The following is a 21,987-nucleotide window of genomic DNA, read 5'->3' on the forward strand; positions in this document are numbered from 1 at the left end:
GTGAGGTCAAAAAAGAATTCACTGGCCCTGGCTTACCTAAGGATGCGTCGTTCTCTTATTCGGTTGATACTTTCCAAGGTGACGGAAAGATCAATGTCGCAAATTGTAATAACAAGAGCGAGTATTATTGGAAAATTCTGAAACACGGTGAAGGCTGGATGCAGATGGCCAACAGGGCGACGAGCCAATGTCTGCATTTTAAAGAAAACAGTTCCTTGCCGGGGCAAGCCATTGCCGAATGGGCGTCCTGTACCGGTTCTGCCAATCAGGTTTATCGTGTTGCCGACAAAACAACGCCGGAATACTACGCATCTAATATAGCGCTTAAAAATGACAGCGAGTCCGCTTGTTTTTCTGATCCTGATGCTAACGGTAAAATCACGATGGTTGATTGCACCAAAGGGGCAAAATATAATTATGTCATTGATATTCGAGGATATATCAAGTTTATCAACGCCAAATCGGGGAATTGTATTCAGCCAGAAAATTATCAAAATGGTGCTTTTCTGATTGAAAAGCCATGCACACAGCTGGATTATCAGTGGTGGAACCCGACTACGGTACCGGGGGGGTGGCGCATCCAGAATGCACAAACTAATACCTGTACCCACGCGCCGGGTTTGGGGCAAACAGCCGTGACTGAAACGTGCAAAGATTGGGCACAATCTGTCATCGCACCGGTTATCGATCCCTATTCCGGTATCACTTATACGAATGACGCTTCACTCTTGCTAAGTCCAGCTATTCCAGAAACTACAGCAGATGTGGGGATTTGCTTGGCGCATGTGACATCGGCGGGTAATACGCAAGTTACGGGAACCCTTGGCAATGACAGAAAATGTTACTTCAACTTTAAAGGTAAAGATTTATCTGTGCCTGCTGGTGGAAAGAACACCACGGTTTCTGTTTTAGATGGTACCATATGGCAAGCTCATACCATGGGCGAAAAAATTCCTGAGTACGCTGTTCCCGGTGGCTTCCTTGACGCAGGAGCGAAATCGAAGGCCACTTATATTTGCCGTGCAAAGGTTAATTATGGGAGCACGAAGTTCGGTTGGGTGGCCGAAGAAAATTCGGGGAACAATCTCTGTAACTATCAATTGATGCACAACTCGGAAGATGCCCACGGTTACACTCGTCCGGCGCAAGATTTTGAAGTATTGGTGCGTCGAGCTGATAAGGCTTACTTGCTTCATTTGAGTGACCTAAAGCCGGGGGGCAGTAGTGCTGGTCAAGATCCAATTATTAAAACACGTGCTAACCAAAAGAGTCTCTACGAGGGGGAACGCAATACAAAAGCGATAGAACTTGGTCCCCAAGCACAAAACGGATCGCCCTTAAGCGGGTATGTACCGGATGGCGATAATGGCCCCAAAATTACAAATACTGGTAATATAGTGACCATAAAAGGTCGCGTTCGGGGGGGGAGCCGTGGGGCGATCTGGAGAATCCCCGAAAACCTTGCTCCCGAAAACACTATATTGTTCAGAGTAAAGACCAGCTTTGGAAATGTGATCATAGGGATTAAGCGAGATGGAACGATCGTACCGATAGAAGAGTTTTGGCGGGGGAACATGTGGATTGACTTCGCAGGTGTGGAATTTAGCACTTCATCGGTTGCTCTTGCTGTCAAAGGAACAGGTCCATCCCCCATGGATAGTGAGGGGAGTGGATGGCAAACCAGTGGTAAATATGCGAGCCCAAGAGCCGCAAAGGTTGGGTCTCATGTCGTTGTTAATGGCGTTGTAACAGGGCACAATGGCAATTTTGAAATGACCAGAGGAGCAGTAATAGCAAGTTTGCCTGATGGAATGCGCCCTTCCAAACAATTACAATTCAACGTTCCTATGCAGAAGATTGGAGAATCCATTACGAGCGGTATTGTGAATGTTTATCCTGATGGTCGGATAGCGCTGGAAGGGCGTGATTATGACGTTCAAAACAAGATTTTCGTTAGTCTGTCGGGGATCTCTTTCGAAGCTACCGCGAACAGTTTTACACGTGCAGATGAATACGGACCGTTGTTAAACGGGTGGAAGCCTGATCAAGAACATAATGGCGGTTACGCCTTCTCTATTGAAAATGACATTGTCACCTTCTCAGGCGGGGTTATTGCTGGGGGGCGGGGTGATTTTTGGAAAATGTCTACCAATGCCGCACCACCGGAACGGCTGGTGTTCACAGCAAAAACCAGCGAAGATATTGTGCGTTTGGATATATTGCCTAACGGGATGGTTTCGGCAAATAATTATTTCTTTGATTTTAACTGGTTATCATTGGAAGGTATTGTCTATAGTCGTCGTAAACCAAATGCACTGCCGTTTGAAAATGGCTGGGAACAAGTGGACGGTTATGCTGCGCCGGGTGTTGTAAAAGTGGGTAAACAAATAGTTGTCACTGGTGTTGTCGCTCGTTCGGCACAGCAAAATAACCAAGATTACAATCCTTTTGGCGTTAATCCATCTGAAACTCGTCTTGTTGCGCGATTACCTGAGGGAATGCATCCGGCGAAGACATTGAGATTTGATACGTTGAACACAAATGTCAAAAGCAACAACCCTGGTACGATACGGGTGGAAATTTATACGGATGGACGCATAGAGGTACCTGGCAATATAGAGATATCGGATGTCAAATCGATCAGTTTGTCCGGGATCACATTTAATGTTCAGTGATATGAGCAAGTTTTTTCTTTGATTTTTGCCGTTTGACCGGGATACCTTCGAATGGGTCTCTCGTGTTAAGTGGCATAGTGAAGTAGGATTACGGTTTTGAAAAATAACTATAGAAATATTTCAATTCGAAAATTAGCATTTATGACAGCAATGCTTGTTCCTGTTATTATTTCTGGCTGTGTAACAGATAGCTTATCTGGCTCTCAAACCCGTACGATTGAGAGTGAAGAACTTACTTCTTTAATGACAGAGTTACCCGGAGATCGTTTAAACGATCCTTTCATCCGGGCGGGTGTTAAGAGCTTGCAGGGCGGGGATTATCTCGAAGCGTCCTCTGCTTTTAATCGGGCGCTTAAGTTTGATCCGACAAATCCAAATTTACATTTTTTAAATGGACTGACCTATCATCTCCGGGCTGAAAAAGGAGATTCAAGTCAATACGATTTTGCCAAGGCGGGGTATGATCTGGCCCTGCGCTATGATTCTGGTAATTACTGGGCGGCCTATTTGCAAGGCCAGATTATGGTGCGAGAGCAAAATTATAGTAAAGCCCAGGATGCTTTTGCCTATGCCCTGTTAAATGCACCAGATAATATCATAATACTCAAAGCGCTGGCATCAGCGTCATATTTCGCCCAAGACCTTGTCGTTGCAGCACAGACAATTGACCGTGCTGCGGAACTGGCACCGGATGATCAGGATATTCGTTATAACAGGGCATTGATCAAAGCAGCCGTGGAAAAATTTGACGAAGCAGAAACCGAATTTGCCGTCTATAGAGACAATGCAAGTTCATTTGAAAATGTGCGTATTGATCGCCTTTCCAGAAGATTAGAAGACTGGCGCCGTTTTCATACGGAAAAACCTTATCTGCAAAAGGCACAGTTCAGTACCAACGATCTTTTTTCTGATGGTAATAACTATGGATATTCTAATTCCTATAACAATGATTATTCCAGTGATTCGAACAGCAACACAGATACCACTCCAACCGATCCAAATAAGCCGGTGGTTATCCCGGAAATGGCACTGGTTGATGTTGTTATTATCCGCTCAGAAGAACGCAAACAGACGAACAAAGGTGTCAATTTACTCTCTGGGTTAAACGCGACGCTGGGGGGGGAGACGCTAAGTTTTAATAAAACCGATCAGTTTAAAGGGGGTTTTCAATCAACATCTTCCCTGACATGGGCTCCGACTTTATCTATTGCGTCTTCGGCTTATTCGCTAAATATTTTTAACGATAATAATGACCGTAACGAAGTTTTAGCGCGCCCGACCCTGACAACGCTGGATGGTGAAAAATCGCACTTTTTTTCTGGTGCAGTTTGGCACGTTGAATTAAACGGCGTTGCGGGTAGCGAAGGTTCTGTCACAGACATTCCTGTTGGCATCAAGCTGACAGTTACACCGAATTTCTTGAAAAAAGATCTTCTCAAACTGAATGTTCAAGCGTCGCGCTCGTTTATTGAGGCGCGGTCCAGCAGTGCGGGATTTGACAACTTCTCACAGACGACGCGCACAACAGTCGAAGCCAGTGTTGTGCTTAAATACAATGAAACGCTGGTTCTGTCTGGTCTTTCTGAGCGAGAAACCGAAAAACTACGTGATGGTGTCCCGCTTTTGCAAGACTTGCCCGGTATTCAGTATCTGTTCTCTACAAAAAGCACGTTGGATTTTACCAAATCGGTCATCATCTTACTGACGCCGCGCAAACCCCGATATACTTACGCCGATGGGACGGATAAATTCGAGCCCACTGTCGATCAAAAAACAGAACAGCCTCACTTGAAAAAACTGGAAGGCCGCGCAGATTGGTTCCAGCCTGCATCTAATCTGGATGCGGTATTCTACCACTTGAACGATGGTTCATTCTTTCAGGAATTTCGCCAGGGTGATTTGACGGTAGAGCGGTGGTCTCAACCAGATCGCGTTTCTAAAATGGTTACGGATACTCTTAAACTATTATATTTTTAGAAGCGTCGTTTTTCGAAAAGGGAACTCATGAGCTAACAGATTGTGAATCTTGGCTCATAGATTTGGTTAGTTGTATCCGCTTGCTAACATCGGTAATTGCAAGCAGCTATAAGTAGGTCTATGCAGATCAGCTTTTAGGAGTGAAATATTCTGACCGCCTTCAGGATTCACAAAGTGGGATTGCTTATTACCATGGCATTATTGAAATTACTGAAAATGAACTTGCTACGAATAAACTCAGTATTTCTTTGCGCACAAGTCCACATGGTAAAGACCAGGCCTATTATAAAAATTCCTTTAGCATTACCTTTGCGGAGGCGACAAATGAAACGGGTTTGCTGATCAAAGCGGCAGAACATTGCCTGAAAAAAGTGTATAGGGAAGGGCTGCAATACCAGAAGGTTGGTGTCTTTCTTGGGGGCTTGGTCGGTGCTCAAGGTGTACAACAGAATTTTTTTGCCAAAAAAGATGTTAAAAAATCGACAGCTCTGATGAATGTGTTGGATGATCTCAATCGTTCCCACGGTCGTGATACAGTTCGTTTTGCCGCTTCTGGTATGAATGATGACTGGAAGATGCGGCAGAAAATGATTTCGCCCCGTTATACTACCCGGTGGAGGGATTTACCCATTGTGGAGTGAAGATTTTATTTACTCACTGTTTGTATTCACACGTTATGGGATAAGATTACACAGGAAGTAAAAGTTTCCTGTCTGGATTGAATGCTTTGGGTAAAGTTTGCCGGAGGGAATTTTTTATGGGTCATTTTTGCTTGCTTTATAGCTTGTTAGAAGCTGAATTCATTTAATTCTGCGAGTATCAAACTGGCATCTATCTTGCTTCATGTTTTCTAAACTAATGATGGAAAGAAAATATGATCAATCTTTTAAACTCCTCCTGGTTTGATCGCAATACCGCGGCGAATTCTTCGAACAATCCATATGTTCAACAGGCGCGTGAACAAGCACTTTTGGCAAACAAAGCCAAAACGAATTCAGCTGAAGTGCAGTCTGACACAACCAAGAATCAGGATCAGATTTCCATCTCTCCCGAAGCACAAAAATTGATTTATCAACAGCAGTTGGATAATCCCAGATCCGATAGACAAAAGGCTGCCGATATAGTCAGGTTTATGCCAAGCAGCGTCAAATCTATGACAGGCGGCCTCAACTGGATGGATGCGGCTAAATCAGCGACAGTAGATAGCAGTTCTGATATCGCGAATAAGGTTGAAGAAGCTAAAGTTAAAGATATGCTTGAATACCCAATGGAATATTTAAGGCAGATAACCCCCGGAACTTTATCAGCAAAAGCACAAGAGATGGGATTTGAAATGCCACAGTCTTTGGCAAATTTAACACAAAAGCAGGCCCAGAGCTTAGTCCTTAAGTTAATGTAAAAGAAGTTCCGTTAGAAGAAGGAGTGAGATAGTCAAAATCCAGTTAGTAAATTCTCGTTTCAAATGCTTAGTCATAGAAAATAGCCTATGAGTAATACGGACTTGATTTCGACACACTGGGATATGAGTTAGGAGAATTTGGTATGGGCACTGGTGACTTTAAAACATTCCTTGAGCAAAAACCGGTTTTACCAAAAGATGCGGCAGGATGGATCGATCTCTTCCTCGCAGACCTTAATGTGCCCGAAATTTCAAGCTTTACGGAACTCAAAACCTACTTGGATAAACATGTAGAAGGCTCCGATAAAAAAGAACGCCTGAAAAGCGTCCCGCATTACTGGGAAGAGTACGAAAAGACTTTGAAGAAAGAAGATGTGCAATGAAGGGGGAATTGTTTGAGAAAATTTCTTTTTTGTAGCTGTTGGATAATGATTGCAGTTAGCAAATGTTTAAGCTAGGGGCTATTTAATTCTAGTTATTAAAAGGGGCTTCTTCAATAAAGCCCTCTGTTGCTTTTGTTGCGATCCCGCGAACATAACCAGCTGTTTCTCCCATTGTTGCTACGATCATGTAGTTTTCATTATCATAGTATGCACGGAAACAATGGGTGAAATGTTTTGAGTTTCTGTATTTTAGGCATAGCTTGTTATCAAAGATTTTCCACTGTCCCGTCAATTTTTTTGAGCAACCCCACTTATTTCCAACACTAGCTGTATCGCAATAGCGGTAAATTGTACTGCCATCTTTATTATAAAATTCCATCCAATACGAACGGTAATTCCAAAGGGGAATAGCTGGTGTGCTGACGTATTCACCAGTTACTGTTTTGTTTATTATTAGCTGAGTGATCTCGCCACCGGAAAGTGGTATCAACCCTCTGTTTTGTAAACTCGTTTCGGTTGTGTTTTTCAGGGATTCGGCTGTAACAACAGTGTCCTTGTTGCTCGATGAACACGCAGATACAATTAAACAGAATAGAGTTAGTAATATTTTTTGATATGTCATTTTTTAATTTGAACAGTGAGACTTTTAAAAAGAAGCTTACACAACAAAGATACGCGCTTTGAATATGTTATTTCAACCTAAGGGGGAGATGGTTGTTGTGCAATGAATAAATTGGCGAGCGAAGATGGAGAAACGACTTGTAAGGGTAAAAGTTGCAAAGATATAACTAGCTCATTTGCTAGCCAGAGCAATTTTTGTAATCTTGAAATTTAGATAAGTACTTGAAAGAAGTGGTGCCTCCACCAGGACTTGAACCCGGAACCCCCTGATTACAAATCAGGTGCTCTACCAGTTGAGCTATAGAGGCACAGTGGTCAGCCACTCTTTCTTTGCGACTTCGCTGGGAAGTCATCGTGGCGACGAGGCGGAATTTAGGTGATTCGTTTAAATTACTCAAGAGGAAAATGACAAAATTTTTTTTTTTTTTATATTTCCTGTAATTATTTGAAATTAAAAGGTTATTTTTTTGCCTTGTTTTCTTGAATCATTCTTTTGGAGTTGAAGATTAAAGGACTCTGTTTTTTTACACTTTGTTGCGTTGGGGCATGACGTCATGCAATTCGTTTTTGATTTATTGTTTTTGATAGGTGAGGGGCGTGATGTTAACTTTTATCCGCGTGAGGAAGACGAGCCTATGCAGTTGTTTATATTCAGAAATTCGGTATTGGCGAAATATAGTTAATTTTTTGTAAAGTTTTTCGTCACAGGAATGCCCTAGCATTGCCCCGATCATGCTACACCTCTTTTCAGTAAGGTTTCCTATACTGTCTTCAACAAATGGTGCGATAGTTAAGGATGCTTGCAATGGATTATGATACTCGAAACTTTGATTTCAAGGTTACTAACTTTGAAGCTGTGATTTCCGCTGAGGGGGTCGACCTGTCAACGGCTGCAAGAAGGGTATCATCTGATCAGGTGGATCTTGCTCGTTTGGCTCCCGGAGATCTGCTTGATAACGATCTGTGTTCTGTTCCCGTTCTGGACGCGGCAGGTTTAAGCGATATGCTGAGTGGAGACCTTTCGCTTCTTGCATCCTGACCTAAGCGAGATAACGATACCTGACGAACCGTCACTGATATAAACGCACCTGTTTTATAAAAAAGCCTTCTCATGGTGAAAACTGAGAAGGCTTTTTTGTCTGTAATTATTCAAATAATAAGGCGAGATCTCATAAGAGGTCTCGCCTTACATTCTTTTTACCCCTTATTGGGGGCAAAGCATTTAATTTTAAAGACCCAATACTTTAGCGCCTGCTACATATTCCAGGCCATGTGCTTCAGCAACAGGCTCACAAGTGACTTTACCAAACGCAACATTCAGACCTTCCATCAGGTGTGGGTCGTCTGCGAGTGCTTTTTTGTAACCTTTGTTTGCCAGTGCAAGGGCAAATGGTAGTGTAGCATTGTTCAGGGCAATGGTTGACGTACGGGCAACAGCACCTGGCATGTTGGCAACGCAATAGTGGATAATGCCGTCAACTTCATAGGTTGGATCCTGATGCGTTGTTGCATGTGATGTTTCAAAGCAACCGCCTTGGTCAATCGCGATATCAACAAGTACGGAACCCGGACGCATTTTGCCTAGTAACTTGCGGCTGACAAGTTTCGGTGCAGAAGCACCGGGAACAAGAACAGCACCGATAACCAGATCAGCTTCGGATACATATTTTTCAATAGCGTCTACTGTGGAGTAAACAACTTTAAGCTTGTTGCCATAGAGGCTGTTCAGCTCATCGATGCGTGGCAAAGAGCGGTCAAGGATGGTGACTTCTGCTTCGAGGCCCATTGCCATACGTGCCGCATGTGTACCGGACACACCACCACCAATGATAACAACTTTACCCGGTGCAACACCGGGAACGCCGCCAAGAAGAACACCGGAACCATTTGCTGCTTTGTGCAGGCAATTGGCACCAACGTGCACGGACATGCGACCTGCAACTTCAGACATTGGGCGCAGTAGAGGGAGAGTCCCTTTTCTATCTGTAACAGTTTCGTATGCAACAGCTACACAACCTGATTCGAGCAAGCCGTGAGTTTGTGGTGCATCCGGTGCCAGATGCAAATAGGTGAACAATAACTGACCTTCACGAAGTTGTTTGTATTCAACTTCCTGAGGCTCTTTTACCTTCACAACCATTTCTGCTTTTGCAAAAATTTCTGCCGCAGTTGCAACGATTGACGCACCAGCAGATTCATAATCAGCATCTGTAAAACCAATACCACCCCCGGCATTGGTTTCAACAATAACCTGATGACCGTTGTGAACGAGCTCTCTGACAGAGCTTGGAACCAAGCCGACACGATATTCGTGGTTCTTGATTTCCTTTGGAACACCAATCAACATGTTTTTCTCTTTCCTTAATATGTCGCACAAGCTGCTATTTTTCTAATTGTGCTCTTAGTTTATTTTAGCAGCAGGTTCTTAATAGGTGCAGACCAATCTTTTTGATGGGTCCACACTGGTTATCCGTTCTGTTTTTTACAGACGGTCTAGTCCAAATCGTTCAGAACGGTCTGGATTGTTTCGAAAATCTGATCAATTTGTCCTTTTTCGATAATCAACGGTGGTGACAGGGCAATAATATCACCGGTGACGCGAATAAGGACGCCTTTCTCAAAGCATTTTCTGAAAGCTTCGTAGGCGCGTTTTCCAACTTCACCCGGGCGCGATTCCAGTTCAATGGCACCAATGAGGCCCATATTACGGATGTCGATCACATGGCGCGTGCCTTTGAGGTTATGCGCGGCATTACCCCAATACTCTTCAAGTTTCTGTGCGCGTTCGAACAGTCCTTCTTCTTTGTAGGTCTCAAGGGTCGCAAGACCCGCGGCGGCAGCCACAGGGTGACCCGAATAGGTGTAACCGTGGAAGAGTTCGATTGAACTGCTTGGGTCGTTGTCTGCGGCATCTTCAAAGGCTTTGTAGATGCCCTCGCGGCAAATAACGCCACCCATGGGAATTGTACCGTTGGTCAAACCTTTGGCGCAGGTGATTAGGTCAGGTTTTACACCAAACTTATCGACTGCAAATGGTGTTCCGAGGCGACCAAAACCGGTAATAACTTCATCAAAGATCAGCAAGATACCGTGCTTTTCACTGATTTCTCTTAGTTTTTCCAAATACCCTTTTGGTGGCATTAGCACACCCGTTGATCCGGCCATGGGTTCAACAATAACCGCCGCAATCGTTGACGGATCATGCAGAGCACAAATGCGTTCAAGATCTTCGGCAAGATGGGCACCCCATTCAGGCTGTCCAACGGTATAGGCCTGTTTTTCCAGATCGTGGGTGTGTCTCATATGATCGACACCAGCCAGCATTGTTCCGAAGACATTGCGATTCTTGACAATACCGCCGACAGAAATACCGCCAAAACCTGTGCCGTGATAGCCACGTTCACGGCCAATTAATCGTGTGCGGTGGCCTTCCCCGCGTGCTCTGTGGTAGGCGAGAGCTATTTTAAGGGCGGAATCTACAGCTTCAGAACCAGAGTTCGTAAAGAACATGTGATCATAACCGTCCAACATTGATGTCACACGGGATGCGAGTTCAAAGGCAAGTGGATGGCCTAGTTGGAAAGTTGGCGCAAAGTCCAGTTTGGCAACAGTCTCTTGTACCGCGCGAGTGATACGATCACAGCCGTGCCCAGCATTACAGCACCAAAGACCGGCTGTACCATCCAGAACTTGATTACCTTCAATTGTTGTATAGTGCATGCCCTTGGCACTTGTCAGAAGCAGAGGTTCTTTCTTGAACTTACGGTTCCATGTGTAGGGCATCCAGAATGCGTCGAGATTATTTGGTGATCTATCGAATTCGTTATTCAAAGGTAGGTCGTTCATTATACCTGCCTCCCATGTTCAATGTTTCGGTCTGATGCTTTGGCGTTGCGTAATTGTTTTTGCGCTTAATCGTTTTTGGCATCGCTTTGAAATAACCATACATGATTAGAAAAATAGTCAACACCCCCTTTTTTGTACCCATATGACGATATTTTTGTTAATAGTGTTAAGAATAATAAGCAAACGAGTAGATTTAATGGAAGATGATGATTTTGACCTTGGTCTTCGCCTTCGGGCGTTACGGCAGTTGAATGGTTTATCGCAGCGTGAGTTGGCAAAAAGGGCCGGAGTCTCTAACGCTGTTATTTCGCTGATTGAGCAAAACAAAAGCAGTCCCTCGGTCGGGGTTTTGAAGAAAGTTCTGGCAGGAATTCCGATCTCTGTCTCTGCTTTTTTCTCGGAAGATCTGACGCCAAGACAGAAGGTGTTTTACCGGGCAGAGGATTTGACCGAAATTGGAAGCGGTAATATCTCTTATCGACAGGTCGGGCGGGACCTTAGTGACAGGGCATTACAAATTCTTCATGAAAAACTTCAACCGGGGGCAGACACGGGCGAGACGTTATTGCGCCATGAATCCGAAGAATCCGGAATAATCGTCAGTGGTGAAATTGAACTGACGGTTGGTGATCAGCGAAAGATCCTCAAAGCAGGGGATGCCTTTTACTTTGATAGTCGTATTCCGCATCGGTGGCGAAATCCGGGGGCAAAAGAAGCCGTGATTATTTCGGCTTGTACGCCGCCAACATTTTAAAAGCGAAAACGGGGGAGAATGGGGGAAATGTATGAAATAGGTGTATGAGGGAACTGTCTCTTATAGCGATTCTCGCCAACTTAACCCTTACCAACTTAACCGAGGCAGTATAGCTCTTGGGTGCTCGCCCGCTTGCTCCGCAACTTCGTGTACTTTAGCGGCCTCTAGCTGACCATCCTGTTTCAACATAAGGTCTTGGGCATGAATGCCGCTGCCAATCCATATACTGTCAATGCCAGCCTGTCTGGCTCCACGGATATCTGTACTCAAACTGTCACCGATCATAACGGCACGGGACCTGGGTGTATTTGTGAGCTGGGTAAACACGCAGTTGTAAATGGCAGGGTGAGGTTTACCAAAGCGTTCAACAGTTCCACCCAGTTTTTCATAAAGATCAGCAATAGCACCCGAACAGAGTATGATTTTACCACCACGATTAATAACGATATCTGGATTGGCACAGATCATTGGCAGATTAAGCGCTATTGCAGATCTTAGAAGGTCTGTGTAATCGTCAAGGCGCTCTTCTTCTTCCCTAAAGAGACCGGTGCAAATAATCAACTCTGCATCTTTCAAGGCAACTTCTTGACCTCCACAGACATCCAGAGTTGGTTGCGCGCGCTCGGCGCCAATATGAAAATACCTCGGATTTGTGTGACGGTTTTGTTGTTCCACTCTACCAGATATGGTTTCTGCGGTTACATCGCCTGAGGTTAACAACTTGTCATACATTCTCTCTTCTATACCAAGTTTTTGAAGGTGAGCGGCGATAGCGGTGCTTAATCTTGCTGCGTTGGATAAAAGGATGATTTGACTGTTTTTTTGTTGGCGCAGACGTTGCAGGCATTCAATAGCATCAGGATAGGCAATGACACCATTATGTACAACGCCCCAAAGGTCGACAATAAAAAGGTCGTAATCACTAGTAATTTCTGACAAGTTATTCAGAATTCGGATGGACATAGAATACTTTCAGATCAAGCGCAATACAATTGAAACGCGGCGCTTGTATCACAGTACACGCGCCGCTTAGTAATATCAAACAGATGAGCCAGCCTTGAGATTTTCTTTCGTTTAAGCAGTCTTTGCTGTCAAAAATGCCGTACTGTCGTCAAAACTTACTGATAATCTGCTAGATCAGGCTTTTTGCGGCAACATCCAGTGCTGATCCAATGACAGAAAAATCATCTTCAGTAAGCGCTAATGATGAATAAACTTTGCCTGGGAATTTAAGAATACCTTGGCTTCGTAGGGCATGGTTAAAGGTTTGGTTTCTAATGGTGTTTTCTTCCTGATGGTCTCTATAATTGGTGACCGGTTGGTCTGTGAAAACGACATCAAACAATGGAGGTTCGCCCACAATGCGGTATGGAATTCCCGTCGCGTCGAGAGCTTGACGGTTCATTTCCATTAATCGCTGTCCGTGATTTCGTAATAAGTCATAACTGCCTTCACGGCGCAGAATTTCTAAGGTTTTAAGTCCTGCAATAGAGGCAAGGGGGTTACCGGATAACGTCCCGAGTTGCATCAACCAACGTTCGTTTGCAACTGAACTTTTATCAAAGTGCGTCATGATTTCAGTTCTACCAGCGAGGGCTGCAAGTGGAAAGCCGCCACCAACGATTTTACCCACAGTGCATAAATCTGGTACCACACCATAAGCTTCTTGTGCGCCGCCATATGCCAAACGAAACCCGGTTACGATCTCATCGAAGATAAGAACGATATTGGCTTTGGTGCAAAGGTCACGTAACGTCTCTAGAAATCCGGGGGCTGGTGGAATCAATCGTTGAAGCGGCTCAACGATAACACCTGCTATTTGATGTTCAAATTCGCTAATGATTGAGGTTAAAAACTCAATGTCGTTAAATGGGGCGACCAGTATATCGGCCTGCACACTGTCCGGGATACCTCCACTATCAGGGACAGCTATGGGGAAATTCTGGCGTAGGGTGGGAGCAAGGCTCATCTGAGCTTCTGCGCTCATACCATGATATCCTCCTTCAAACTTGAGGATTTTTTGGCGCCCGGTAAAAGCACGTGCGAGGCGCATCGCATACATATCCGCTTCGCTGCCCGATGTCACATAACGAACTTTTTCGGCACATGGCATAGCGTCGCAGATAACTTCTGCCAGTTCAATTCCAGCAGCATTATTGGTGAAAAAGGTCAAGCCATCAGATATTTGTCTATAAATGGCCTCTTGAACCTCTGGGTGCCCGTGACCAAGTAGCATAGGACCCGAACCGATTAGCAGATCAACGAACTCATTGCCGTTCTCATCCCATACGCGGCTACCTTGACCTCTTTTCAAGATGATACTCGGGTCAAAGTTGCCGAATCCTGCGGCAGGTAAAACAGCCTTTGCCCGGTCAATCCATTCTTCCTGTGTGTTAATTTTTTGCATTTTGCGTACCGCCTATTTGATGATGTGTTCGGTCACAAACATACGTTCACGACCACTGACATTAGCCAATGAATCGGCTGCAACTTCCTGCCCTATGTCTGATTCATAGGCCTGAACAAAAGCCTTTCTGTCTTCAAACCAGAGCTCGGATACGCCATCATAATTCCCGGCGGTCTCTTCATCGATCATATTAAATATTGCTTGCTTCAGACCTGGTAATTTTTCAGCAAGAGGACGGTGCTGCTGTAACCACCATTCAGCAAATTCAGCCAGGGTAGCACCCTCTTTGCGCTTTAGAAGAATCATTGCCTTAAACATTTTTTGTACCCATAAAAAATTGGAGATGAAGATCAGTCAGGTTTGGTTCTGGCAAGGGGGCGACCACCTATCCCAAGTGCCACAGCTACAAGGATTTCGTCAGATCTGGGGGCGTCGGCAACGGAGATTTCGGTGGAATCCATGTCGTCAAATTCCCAAATATTGTTTTTATTAGTCAATGGGATGACAGCAGTACTTCCTGGACCTCCCACTTTTTTTGTGCCGGGAATAATGTCGTCACCTTTCTCAACCGCCGCACGCACTGGCCCGCCAAACCGAGGATGAAGTATTGCGGCAGTATGCTCAATCTCGCCATCAGTACCAACGATGGCTGCTTTGCCATAGCTGGTAACGTCGTCAGGTTTAACACCCAGCGCCGCAACGCCGCGCCTTGCAAGAATGCCACTAATATCTGCTCCAAGATCATACAGAGGTTCCAAATCATTCTGATATGCTCCTGCGAACGGGTTCCGGATTATACCAACTACGGTCACTTTGGTTTTCCCAGAAACTGACCTACCCTGCTCTTGATGTATTTCTTCAATCTGAACTACGATTTTGCGGATGTCGGCCTTGCGAATAGAAGTGTTTGTGTCCAATTGTTCATTCCTTTTGTTCAATTGTTTGTCTGGCTTTAATACTACTGCGTTAAAAAGCATTAACAATTGAAATGTTTTGTGGTAATGATCAATAAATTTTTGAATATTTAATTCAGGATGCAGGCAATGGATATCAAGTTATTACGTACGTTAATCGCGTTTTCTGAAACCGGAAGCTGTCAAGGCGCAGCTGATGTCGTGAACAAAACACAGGCTGCTGTAAGCGTTCATCTCAAGCAGCTTGAGCTGGCCGTCGGCAAACCTCTGTTTAAGAAAGAAGGGCGGCAGTTGCGGCTCAATACAAACGGGCATAATCTTGTTTCATACGCACACAGAATTGTTCGTTTGCACAATGAAGCCTTAGCAGCATTCAAGACTACTTCATTCACTGGAACGCTCAGGGTAGGCCTTCCTGACGACTACATCTCCACATTGCTCGATCCGTTATTACATGCCTTTGATAACGCTTTACCAAGCGCCCAGATTGAACTGCGTTGCGAGCCTTCAGCAAACTTGCGCTCATCCCTTGCAAATGGAGAGTTAGATGCTGCGATTCTCTCAAGCGAGACGGATACCAAGGAAGGACAGGTATTGCGCCAGGAAGGAACACATTGGATCGCACCCAAGGGATACGATCACAAAACCAGTGATAACTTGAAACTCTTATTGTTTCCAGAAGGGTGTATCTTACGCAAATGGGCATTGAATGCCTTGAAAATGCGGAACATCAAGTATGAGATCGTTTGCACCAGCTACAATATGCAAGCCTTAAAAACAGCTATGTCCCACGGACTTGGGGTAATGGTTGCAACAGAAAGTAATATGCCAGAAGGGAGCATGTCGCTTTCGGAAAATATGGGCCTTCCAGCACTACCAGATGTAACGATTATGTTGGTTGCCGGGTCCAATGCCAAAAGGCATGCTGTTGAACAACTCTATCAGACCATTCAACAGCATATTGGATGGAAAATTTGAACGTACCATACGGCAGACATTCAGTAACATATCCGGCAGAACGTTGACTCCTATAAATTAAACGTTGAGTTCAATCTATGCCCATAATCAACCTCGGCAGCAGAAGTGCGATATCGGGGAAAAACGTTATTATAACAACCATCGGCAGGTGCCCGAGCAAGAGAAACTTCATGGTTGGACCGATATATTTGTGCAGCGGTACTTTTGCTACGCCGCCAGCCATATAGAGCATTGGTGCGCATGGCGGAGAGACATTTCCTAAACCCAGATTTACTCCGACAATGGCTGCAAAATGGATAGGGTGAACGCCAATTTCATTGATGACTGGAAGAAAGATGATCGCGGCAAGTACTCCACCGGATACATCGTCAATCAACATGCCAATAAGCAGTAACAAAACATTTAGCATTAGAAGGACAACATATTTATTGCCACCGACATTCAGAAGGAATTCGGCAAGCTCCTTTGGAATCTGTTCGAGGATCATCGCTCTACTGATGATGAACAGGAAAAAAAGAACTGCCATGATCGAGCCTGTCGTGATGGCCGCTTGCACGAATTGCCGAAACATGGATCGATATGTCATACCTTTATAAACATACAAGCCGACAATCGCACTGTACAATACTGCAACTGCGGCGGCTTCAGTTGGTGTAAAAATTCCGCTGTAAATACCTCCGAGTATTATCAATGGCATCAATAAGGCAAAGCTGGCGTCAAAACCGGCCCGGAAAACACCTTTTGTCACCTCCGAAAAACTCAATGACGTCTCAACGGTAATCGTCTTGTTGTTCCTCAAAAAGATAAAGTTCAACACTACATAGGTAAACGTGAGTAAAACTCCGGGAATGATCGTCGACAAAAATGCGGCACCAACCGATAGACCACCCGTGATTGAGAAGACGATCATCGGAATACTTGGAGGGATCAGCAACGCAAGGACAGAAGAGCAAGCAACAAGTGCTGTTGCGTGACCTTCAGGATACCCCTCGCGTGTCATCCTAGGGATCATGATCTGACCAATAGCGGCGATCGCGGCCGAAGAAGAACCAGAGATCGCACCAAACAAAGCGCAGGTAAGCACCGTTACTGCTCCCAGGCCGCCTTTTGTACGGCCGACGATCGAATTTACAAAGTTAAGCAGCCTATCGGATATTCCTCCAGCGGCCATCAATGTGCCTGCCATGACAAATAGCGGCAGTGCCAACAATGCGAACCCGCTCATTGTTTTATAGCCATGCGGAACCAGAAATGAGATGTTGTTCCCAGTCCAATAACTAAAAAGGAGCGCGCCGACACCGAAAGCAAATGCAACGGGAATTTCAATCATAAGGAGACATATAATAATGATGATGACAAAGAGAAAGGCTGTCATTGATCAGCCTCCCTTTCTTCCTTGATCGCTCTCAAATTCCGAAACTCGTTTGAGGTTTGGAGCAAAAAATAAAACGCCATTAATGCAAATCCGACGACAATGCTCGCGACCCAAATATCTCTGGGCCAACCTAAATTGATGCTTATTTTCCCCCGCTCAATAACAAATAGAAGGTATTGAAGGCCAAAGTATCCAAAAATACTTGTTGCCACAAAGCATACTAATGAATTGAAGCCTCTGACATAGTGGAGTACGCGCTTGTCTTTTACGATTAGCGATAGAACACCACCATATATATGTTCACCACTTCGTGTGGTATAAACCATTCCAAGAAAATAACCCCATACACCAAAGAGTGTCGTGGTTTCTTCGATCGCAAGAGAAGGAGATTCCAAAACATAGCGCATGAAAACCTGGGCAACCATGACAAGTGCCAGAGCAATGCTGGCTACAAATATGGCACTCCGAATTCCTACGGCTAGCGCTTCTTCACATTTATTGAAGTACGAGGTTCTTTGCATGTGTGTTACTTTTCGGAATAAGAGGCGTGCGGCATGAGGGGGGAGTCAAAATCACCGCGCTAGCCAGTTCAGGATCGACATTCTTTTTTGAATTACGATGTGAATTCAGCTTGTCTGGCATTGCGGAAGGAACCAGGGTTTGTCGTTTCGTGTCATAAACAAACCCTGGTCCCTTGTGATTTTTTTACTTAATTCCAGCGACTGCTCTCATCTCATCCATGATCTCAGAGCCAACAATTGATTCCATGAAAGGCCATTCAGTCTCATAGACAATCTCTTTAGCTTTATTCAGCTGTTCCGGAGTCAACTCAACAACCTGAATGCCATGGCCGCGAACCTTCTCGAGGAAGTTGTCTCCAAGCGCTTCAGCTTCTTTCCATGCACGGGCCAAAGCAGCATCGGATGCCTCTCGTAGGATTTTTTGTTCTTCCGAACCTAGGTCGTCCCACCAGTCCTTGTTGACCGTCAAAAAGGCATGCTCAAAAAAATCTCTCGTGAGAATGTACGCTTCCAGTACATCGCGCATTTGCCAAATCTCTACAGGTGGTCCAAAAGTGCGCCCATCAACTGTACCAAGTTGAAGCGCAGTGTAGAGTTCGGAAAATGGAATAGGAACGGCTGAGAACCCAAAAGCATTGAAGCGCATTTCGGCAATCTTCAGGCCGGGAACGCGGACCTTGATGCCTTTGGCATCTTCCGGGAAATTCACCGGTAATTTGCCGGCGCCTTTACGAATCGCAACACTGCCAAAACCCGTCGGAATCGTACCCAGGACAATCAGGCCCTGCTGTGCAAGAATATCAGTGTATACATTGAGCATCTTGCCGGCTGGGCCATATACCTTTGTTGCGGTTTCCCAATCGTCAACCACATAAGCCAAATACGCCAGATCCAGTCTTGGATCAAAAGCTGAATCCGGCCAACCCATGACCATTGGGATGACGCCTTGAATGTTCTGTTCAAAAAGAGATGTCCAATCACCAAGGTCGCCAGCTGGATGATAGTTCATTTTAAGAGTGGATCCGCGTTTTTCTAATTCTTCCTCCAGCCATTGAGACGTGTTGTGGAAAATATGATCCGTAGTCATCGAATGAGCAACGGTGAATTCATTGGCCGCCTGAGCTGTTATCGATATGGGAAATATACTGGCTGCAAGAACCGCGGCTGCACCAAGATTTAGGCCTTTTCGAGTGTAATATGTAATGAGTTTCATATTTATCTCCCTATTGTTCCCTGTTTGGAGTTCTGCGCGGATTTTTATTCAGATGTCGAATTTTAACGCGCTTCAAATTTCAGCCGGGTAAATTCGTGTGCGGCTGACCGTTTCTTATGTTTTGATTGAAGGGTACCGCGTTCTTATAATTTAACAATTGAATTGTTATTGTGTAATGATCAAATAAATTTTGAGTATTAGTGCCGAACTCATTGGATACTATTTTCGCGATGAACTTTGTTTATGACCAATTGGTGATAGGGGCGTAACCCGCGATTTTGACGGCGGCTGATGCTTTCTCCTGGTTCTCTCTGGTCATTTGATACGTGCTTTAGTCATTGGGGTGAGGGTGTGGTGGAAACCTTTGGAAGGGGTTGTAAGAGAGCGGGCTATCTCAAAATAATTCGAGTGGAGGCGGTGAATATATCTCACGGGACCTTGATCTATGGGCTTATCAGAAGGGCGTTATTTTAAACTTCTCGCGTCTCGGAAAGTCCGGAGAATTCGTGCGCCGGGTGGCTCAATACTATATAAAGTCAAATTTGCTTTAGGGCGCGCGAAGACGTAAGTACCTATGTCCTCGGGATATAAGCCATTCTTAAGCGAAAGGTGTTGAGCTTCAGCTACCTGTTCGACTGTCGCCATCTGTCAGCATCGAATCAATCTGGGCAAGTGCATTGATTTCCAAGCGGGCGGCTTGTTCTTCTGTGAATACGCCTGTTTTAAGGGATGCAAAGGCAATGTTAACCAAAATAATGCCGAGGCGATTGGCAATAAATTCTTCCGTTTCAACTTTGTTAAACAGACCTTCTTCCCGACCTTTTTCCAGAACGGCAGTCAAGCGTTCGTAATAGGGGTAGAGAATAGCTTCATTCGCATTAAGAGCATCAATGCCCTGTGGAGCTGCAAAATCTGCGAGCAAGACAAGTACGTGGGCTCTGTTCGTTGTACAGCGGTGCACCATTAAACGTGTATGTTCTCTTAAAGCTTCGCGTGGGGGAAGGTTTTCGATTTTGTCAAAATCTTCCACAATGCCTTCCAATATGCGCTTCCCGATTTCAATAAGCACGGCGCTTCGGCCAGCAAAGTGAGCGTAGAGAGAGGGAAGCTGGATGCCGATTTCTTTTGTAATATCTTTAAGCTTGAGACCCTCTACACCGTGTTGTGCGATGAGTTGCTCAGCGACATCGACAATCAGGTCGCGTGTGCTTAAGGAGCTGGAGAGGTATTTATTACGCTTTGGTGGAGGCATAGTCTGATTCTGCTGGTGCTATTATTAAAGGTCGTGTTGTTTTTACACTATCATTGATAGCGCATTTTATTGATTACTTATTGGCGATGTTTTTCGCTCGTTATTATTTTACCCTAACTTAGTTAGGTGTTTTTTGCAAACCGGATAAACATTGTCGAACCTTATTTGCGGTAGGCAGTCTTAGGCGAAAAATTGTAAATAGGCAAATCGTAACCATTTTACCTGACGGCGTTATAAGGTGGCACCGTCAGGCTTTTAAGTGAATTAGAACGTGCCTTTGTCAGGCTTTATTTGTCTCGTGCTGTCTCATAAAGAGCAACTGCAGCGGCGCTGGAAACATTAAGCACACCAAAGGCATCAGAGGTCGGTAGGTTTACCAGCATATCACAATGTTCGCGGGTGAGGCGTCTAAGGCCAGTTCCTTCTGCCCCCATGATAAGAGCAATCTTACCGTTGGCCGGTAGGGCATCCGAAATGACTTTTTCCCCTTCGCCGGCAAGGCCGTAACACCAGAACCCGGCTTCTTTTACCTGTTCAAGGGCGCGGACAAGATTGGTGACGCCAACATAAGGAATATGTTCAAGGGCCCCCGAAGCCGCCTTGGCAAGTGAGCCTGTTGGCTGTGCCGAGTTTCTATCGGTGGTAATAACTGCTTTGGCGCCGAATGCAGCGGCAGAACGTAAAATCGCCCCAACGTTTTGTGGGTCAGTTACTTGATCGAGGATTAATAGAACAGTTCTACCTTCTGGTTGGAACTCCCAATCTTCGTCACCTTTTTTTCCGGCGGCACGTTCGGCCAATTTAACTTCGGTTAGAATATCTTCTATAAAGGTCTCTTCCAAAGCTGATGCGAGGCAGGCGATACCCTGATGCACAGCGCCGGGGGGGAGCAGTTCATTCAGATCGTTATTTGCAACATGATCGGCAACAAGTTTGCGCTCTGTTTCGTATTCAATTTCAGCGAGCTCCGATTCTAGTTTGGATTTTGTATCGGGTGTGATTGCGAATCGTTTTATCTGCCGATTTGGATTCCCAAGTGCTGCAAGGACGGCGTGAATACCATAGAGCCATAAATTTCCTGCTCCGGGATTTTCTTTTTTGCCTGAGCGTTGTGAGGAGTTCTTTTTTCGCAGTTTTTTGGGCTTTGCCATGACAGTCGTTTGCTCCGGAGTTTTAGTTTCATCGTCTATATGACAGTTCGTCGCGAAGAAAAAAACAGGAATGATGATATTTTTATGGATCTTCCAGTTGACATGCGTCTGGAAATGAACATATTTCGCATCATCAACGCACACCGAAATGCTCGGTTGCTGAAGCCTCTCCCTAGAGGTTGCGTGGATAACATGGAGGGATGCCCGAGTGGCTAAAGGGGGCGGACTGTAAATCCGCTGGCGTCTGCCTACGTTGGTTCGAATCCAACTCCCTCCACCATCCACATTTCAGTATTTCAAGTTAGGTCGTGTGATGTATGCGGGTGTAGCTTAGTGGTAAAGCCCTAGCCTTCCAAGCTAGTTATGGGGGTTCGATTCCCCCCACCCGCTCCAAAATTTATCCCTGAAGCTCGCATGCTTTAAAGTGCGGGCTTTTAATGTATTTGAGCTTGAGGACGCGTGGTCGTCCATCAGAACTGGAATTAGGCGAGATGGCTAAGGAAAAGTTTGAGCGGACGAAA

General features: G+C 45.1%; 20 protein-coding genes and 3 tRNA genes. 10 read left to right on the forward strand and 13 right to left on the reverse strand.

What is annotated here, in order from left to right; genetic code table 11:
• From WH96_RS22170 to WH96_RS20295, 5 genes are all read left to right on the forward strand, one after another.
• Window positions 1-2,675 (forward strand): hypothetical protein (locus tag WH96_RS22170; RefSeq protein WP_047766078.1); only part of this gene is annotated, 2,675 nt, incomplete at its 5' end.
• Between the two features lie 96 nt (window positions 2,676-2,771).
• Complete coding sequence (locus WH96_RS20280; protein WP_156176885.1) at window positions 2,772-4,652, forward strand: hypothetical protein; 1,881 nt, start codon at window positions 2,772-2,774, stop codon at window positions 4,650-4,652.
• Between the two features lie 140 nt (window positions 4,653-4,792).
• On the forward strand, window positions 4,793-5,293 hold the full coding sequence (locus WH96_RS20285; protein WP_053006185.1) for a DUF4113 domain-containing protein: 501 nt from the start codon (window positions 4,793-4,795) through the stop codon (window positions 5,291-5,293).
• Window positions 5,294-5,526: 233 nt separating this feature from the next.
• Entirely contained in the window at window positions 5,527-6,051 is a 525-nt protein-coding gene (locus tag WH96_RS20290; RefSeq protein WP_047766080.1) for a hypothetical protein, read from the forward strand.
• Between the two features lie 143 nt (window positions 6,052-6,194).
• Window positions 6,195-6,434 (forward strand): hypothetical protein, encoded by a 240-nt coding sequence (locus WH96_RS20295; protein WP_047766081.1) that lies wholly within the window; start codon window positions 6,195-6,197, stop codon window positions 6,432-6,434.
• An 88-nt stretch (window positions 6,435-6,522) separates the two neighbouring features.
• Here WH96_RS20295 and WH96_RS22080 read toward each other — a convergent pair whose 3' ends face one another.
• Both WH96_RS22080 and WH96_RS20305 read right to left on the reverse strand, forming a co-directional pair.
• Window positions 6,523-7,056: a hypothetical protein gene (locus WH96_RS22080; RefSeq protein WP_156176886.1), complete on the reverse strand. Its 534-nt coding sequence runs from the start codon at window positions 7,054-7,056 to the stop codon at window positions 6,523-6,525.
• 231 nt (window positions 7,057-7,287) lie between these two features.
• Window positions 7,288-7,363, reverse strand: a tRNA-Thr gene (locus WH96_RS20305).
• A gap of 497 nt (window positions 7,364-7,860) precedes the next feature.
• Between WH96_RS20305 and WH96_RS20310 the strand changes: the two genes are divergently transcribed.
• Window positions 7,861-8,094, forward strand: coding sequence for a hypothetical protein (locus tag WH96_RS20310; protein ID WP_047766083.1), 234 nt, complete (start codon window positions 7,861-7,863; stop codon window positions 8,092-8,094).
• 189 nt (window positions 8,095-8,283) lie between these two features.
• Here WH96_RS20310 and ald read toward each other — a convergent pair whose 3' ends face one another.
• Window positions 8,284-9,402 carry an alanine dehydrogenase gene (ald, locus tag WH96_RS20315; RefSeq protein ID WP_047766084.1) on the reverse strand — a complete coding sequence of 373 codons (1,119 nt, stop codon included), beginning with the start codon at window positions 9,400-9,402 and terminating at the stop codon, window positions 8,284-8,286.
• A 146-nt stretch (window positions 9,403-9,548) separates the two neighbouring features.
• Entirely contained in the window at window positions 9,549-10,901 is a 1,353-nt protein-coding gene (locus tag WH96_RS20320) for an aspartate aminotransferase family protein (RefSeq protein WP_047766085.1), read from the reverse strand.
• 196 nt (window positions 10,902-11,097) lie between these two features.
• Between WH96_RS20320 and WH96_RS20325 the strand changes: the two genes are divergently transcribed.
• Entirely contained in the window at window positions 11,098-11,655 is a 558-nt protein-coding gene (locus WH96_RS20325; RefSeq protein WP_047766086.1) for a cupin domain-containing protein, read from the forward strand.
• Between the two features lie 87 nt (window positions 11,656-11,742).
• On the opposite strand, the gene WH96_RS20330 is transcribed toward WH96_RS20325, so the two are convergent.
• From WH96_RS20330 to WH96_RS20345, 4 genes are all read right to left on the reverse strand, one after another.
• Entirely contained in the window at window positions 11,743-12,618 is an 876-nt protein-coding gene (locus WH96_RS20330) for a TIGR01459 family HAD-type hydrolase (protein WP_047766087.1), read from the reverse strand.
• 169 nt (window positions 12,619-12,787) lie between these two features.
• The gene (locus tag WH96_RS20335) at window positions 12,788-14,062 is read right to left on the reverse strand and encodes an aspartate aminotransferase family protein (RefSeq protein WP_047766088.1); all 1,275 of its coding nucleotides are present in this window, start codon (window positions 14,060-14,062) and stop codon (window positions 12,788-12,790) included.
• A gap of 12 nt (window positions 14,063-14,074) precedes the next feature.
• Entirely contained in the window at window positions 14,075-14,380 is a 306-nt protein-coding gene (locus tag WH96_RS20340; RefSeq protein WP_047766089.1) for an EthD family reductase, read from the reverse strand.
• Window positions 14,381-14,412: 32 nt separating this feature from the next.
• Complete coding sequence (locus tag WH96_RS20345; protein ID WP_204248269.1) at window positions 14,413-14,979, reverse strand: amino acid synthesis family protein; 567 nt, start codon at window positions 14,977-14,979, stop codon at window positions 14,413-14,415.
• A gap of 126 nt (window positions 14,980-15,105) precedes the next feature.
• Here WH96_RS20345 and WH96_RS20350 point away from each other — a divergent pair, with 126 nt between their 5' ends.
• Window positions 15,106-15,954, forward strand: a complete 849-nt coding sequence (locus WH96_RS20350) for a LysR substrate-binding domain-containing protein (RefSeq protein ID WP_053006186.1) — start codon at window positions 15,106-15,108, stop codon at window positions 15,952-15,954.
• A 70-nt stretch (window positions 15,955-16,024) separates the two neighbouring features.
• Here WH96_RS20350 and WH96_RS20355 read toward each other — a convergent pair whose 3' ends face one another.
• The 5 genes from WH96_RS20355 to rlmB form a co-directional block, all read right to left on the reverse strand.
• Complete coding sequence (locus WH96_RS20355) at window positions 16,025-17,329, reverse strand: TRAP transporter large permease (RefSeq protein ID WP_047766090.1); 1,305 nt, start codon at window positions 17,327-17,329, stop codon at window positions 16,025-16,027.
• The gene (locus WH96_RS20360) at window positions 17,326-17,850 is read right to left on the reverse strand and encodes a TRAP transporter small permease (protein WP_047766091.1); all 525 of its coding nucleotides are present in this window, start codon (window positions 17,848-17,850) and stop codon (window positions 17,326-17,328) included. Before WH96_RS20360 ends, WH96_RS20355 begins: the two co-directional genes overlap by 4 nt.
• 184 nt (window positions 17,851-18,034) lie before the next feature.
• Window positions 18,035-19,063, reverse strand: a complete 1,029-nt coding sequence (dctP, locus tag WH96_RS20365) for a TRAP transporter substrate-binding protein DctP (RefSeq protein ID WP_053006187.1) — start codon at window positions 19,061-19,063, stop codon at window positions 18,035-18,037.
• A gap of 619 nt (window positions 19,064-19,682) precedes the next feature.
• On the reverse strand, window positions 19,683-20,315 hold the full coding sequence (locus tag WH96_RS20370; RefSeq protein WP_047766092.1) for a TetR/AcrR family transcriptional regulator: 633 nt from the start codon (window positions 20,313-20,315) through the stop codon (window positions 19,683-19,685).
• Window positions 20,316-20,602: 287 nt separating this feature from the next.
• Window positions 20,603-21,466: a 23S rRNA (guanosine(2251)-2'-O)-methyltransferase RlmB gene (rlmB, locus tag WH96_RS20375; RefSeq protein WP_082130623.1), complete on the reverse strand. Its 864-nt coding sequence runs from the start codon at window positions 21,464-21,466 to the stop codon at window positions 20,603-20,605.
• A 194-nt stretch (window positions 21,467-21,660) separates the two neighbouring features.
• On the opposite strand from rlmB, the gene WH96_RS20380 reads away from it, so the two are divergent.
• Together WH96_RS20380 and WH96_RS20385 are read left to right on the forward strand one after the other, a co-directional pair.
• A tRNA-Tyr gene (locus tag WH96_RS20380) sits at window positions 21,661-21,746 on the forward strand.
• Between the two features lie 39 nt (window positions 21,747-21,785).
• Window positions 21,786-21,859 (forward strand) — tRNA-Gly (locus WH96_RS20385).
• Window positions 21,860-21,987: the final 128 nt, after the last annotated feature.

This window comes from Kiloniella spongiae (assembly GCF_001026905.1).
Classification (GTDB): Bacteria; Pseudomonadota; Alphaproteobacteria; order Kiloniellales; family Kiloniellaceae; genus Kiloniella; species Kiloniella spongiae.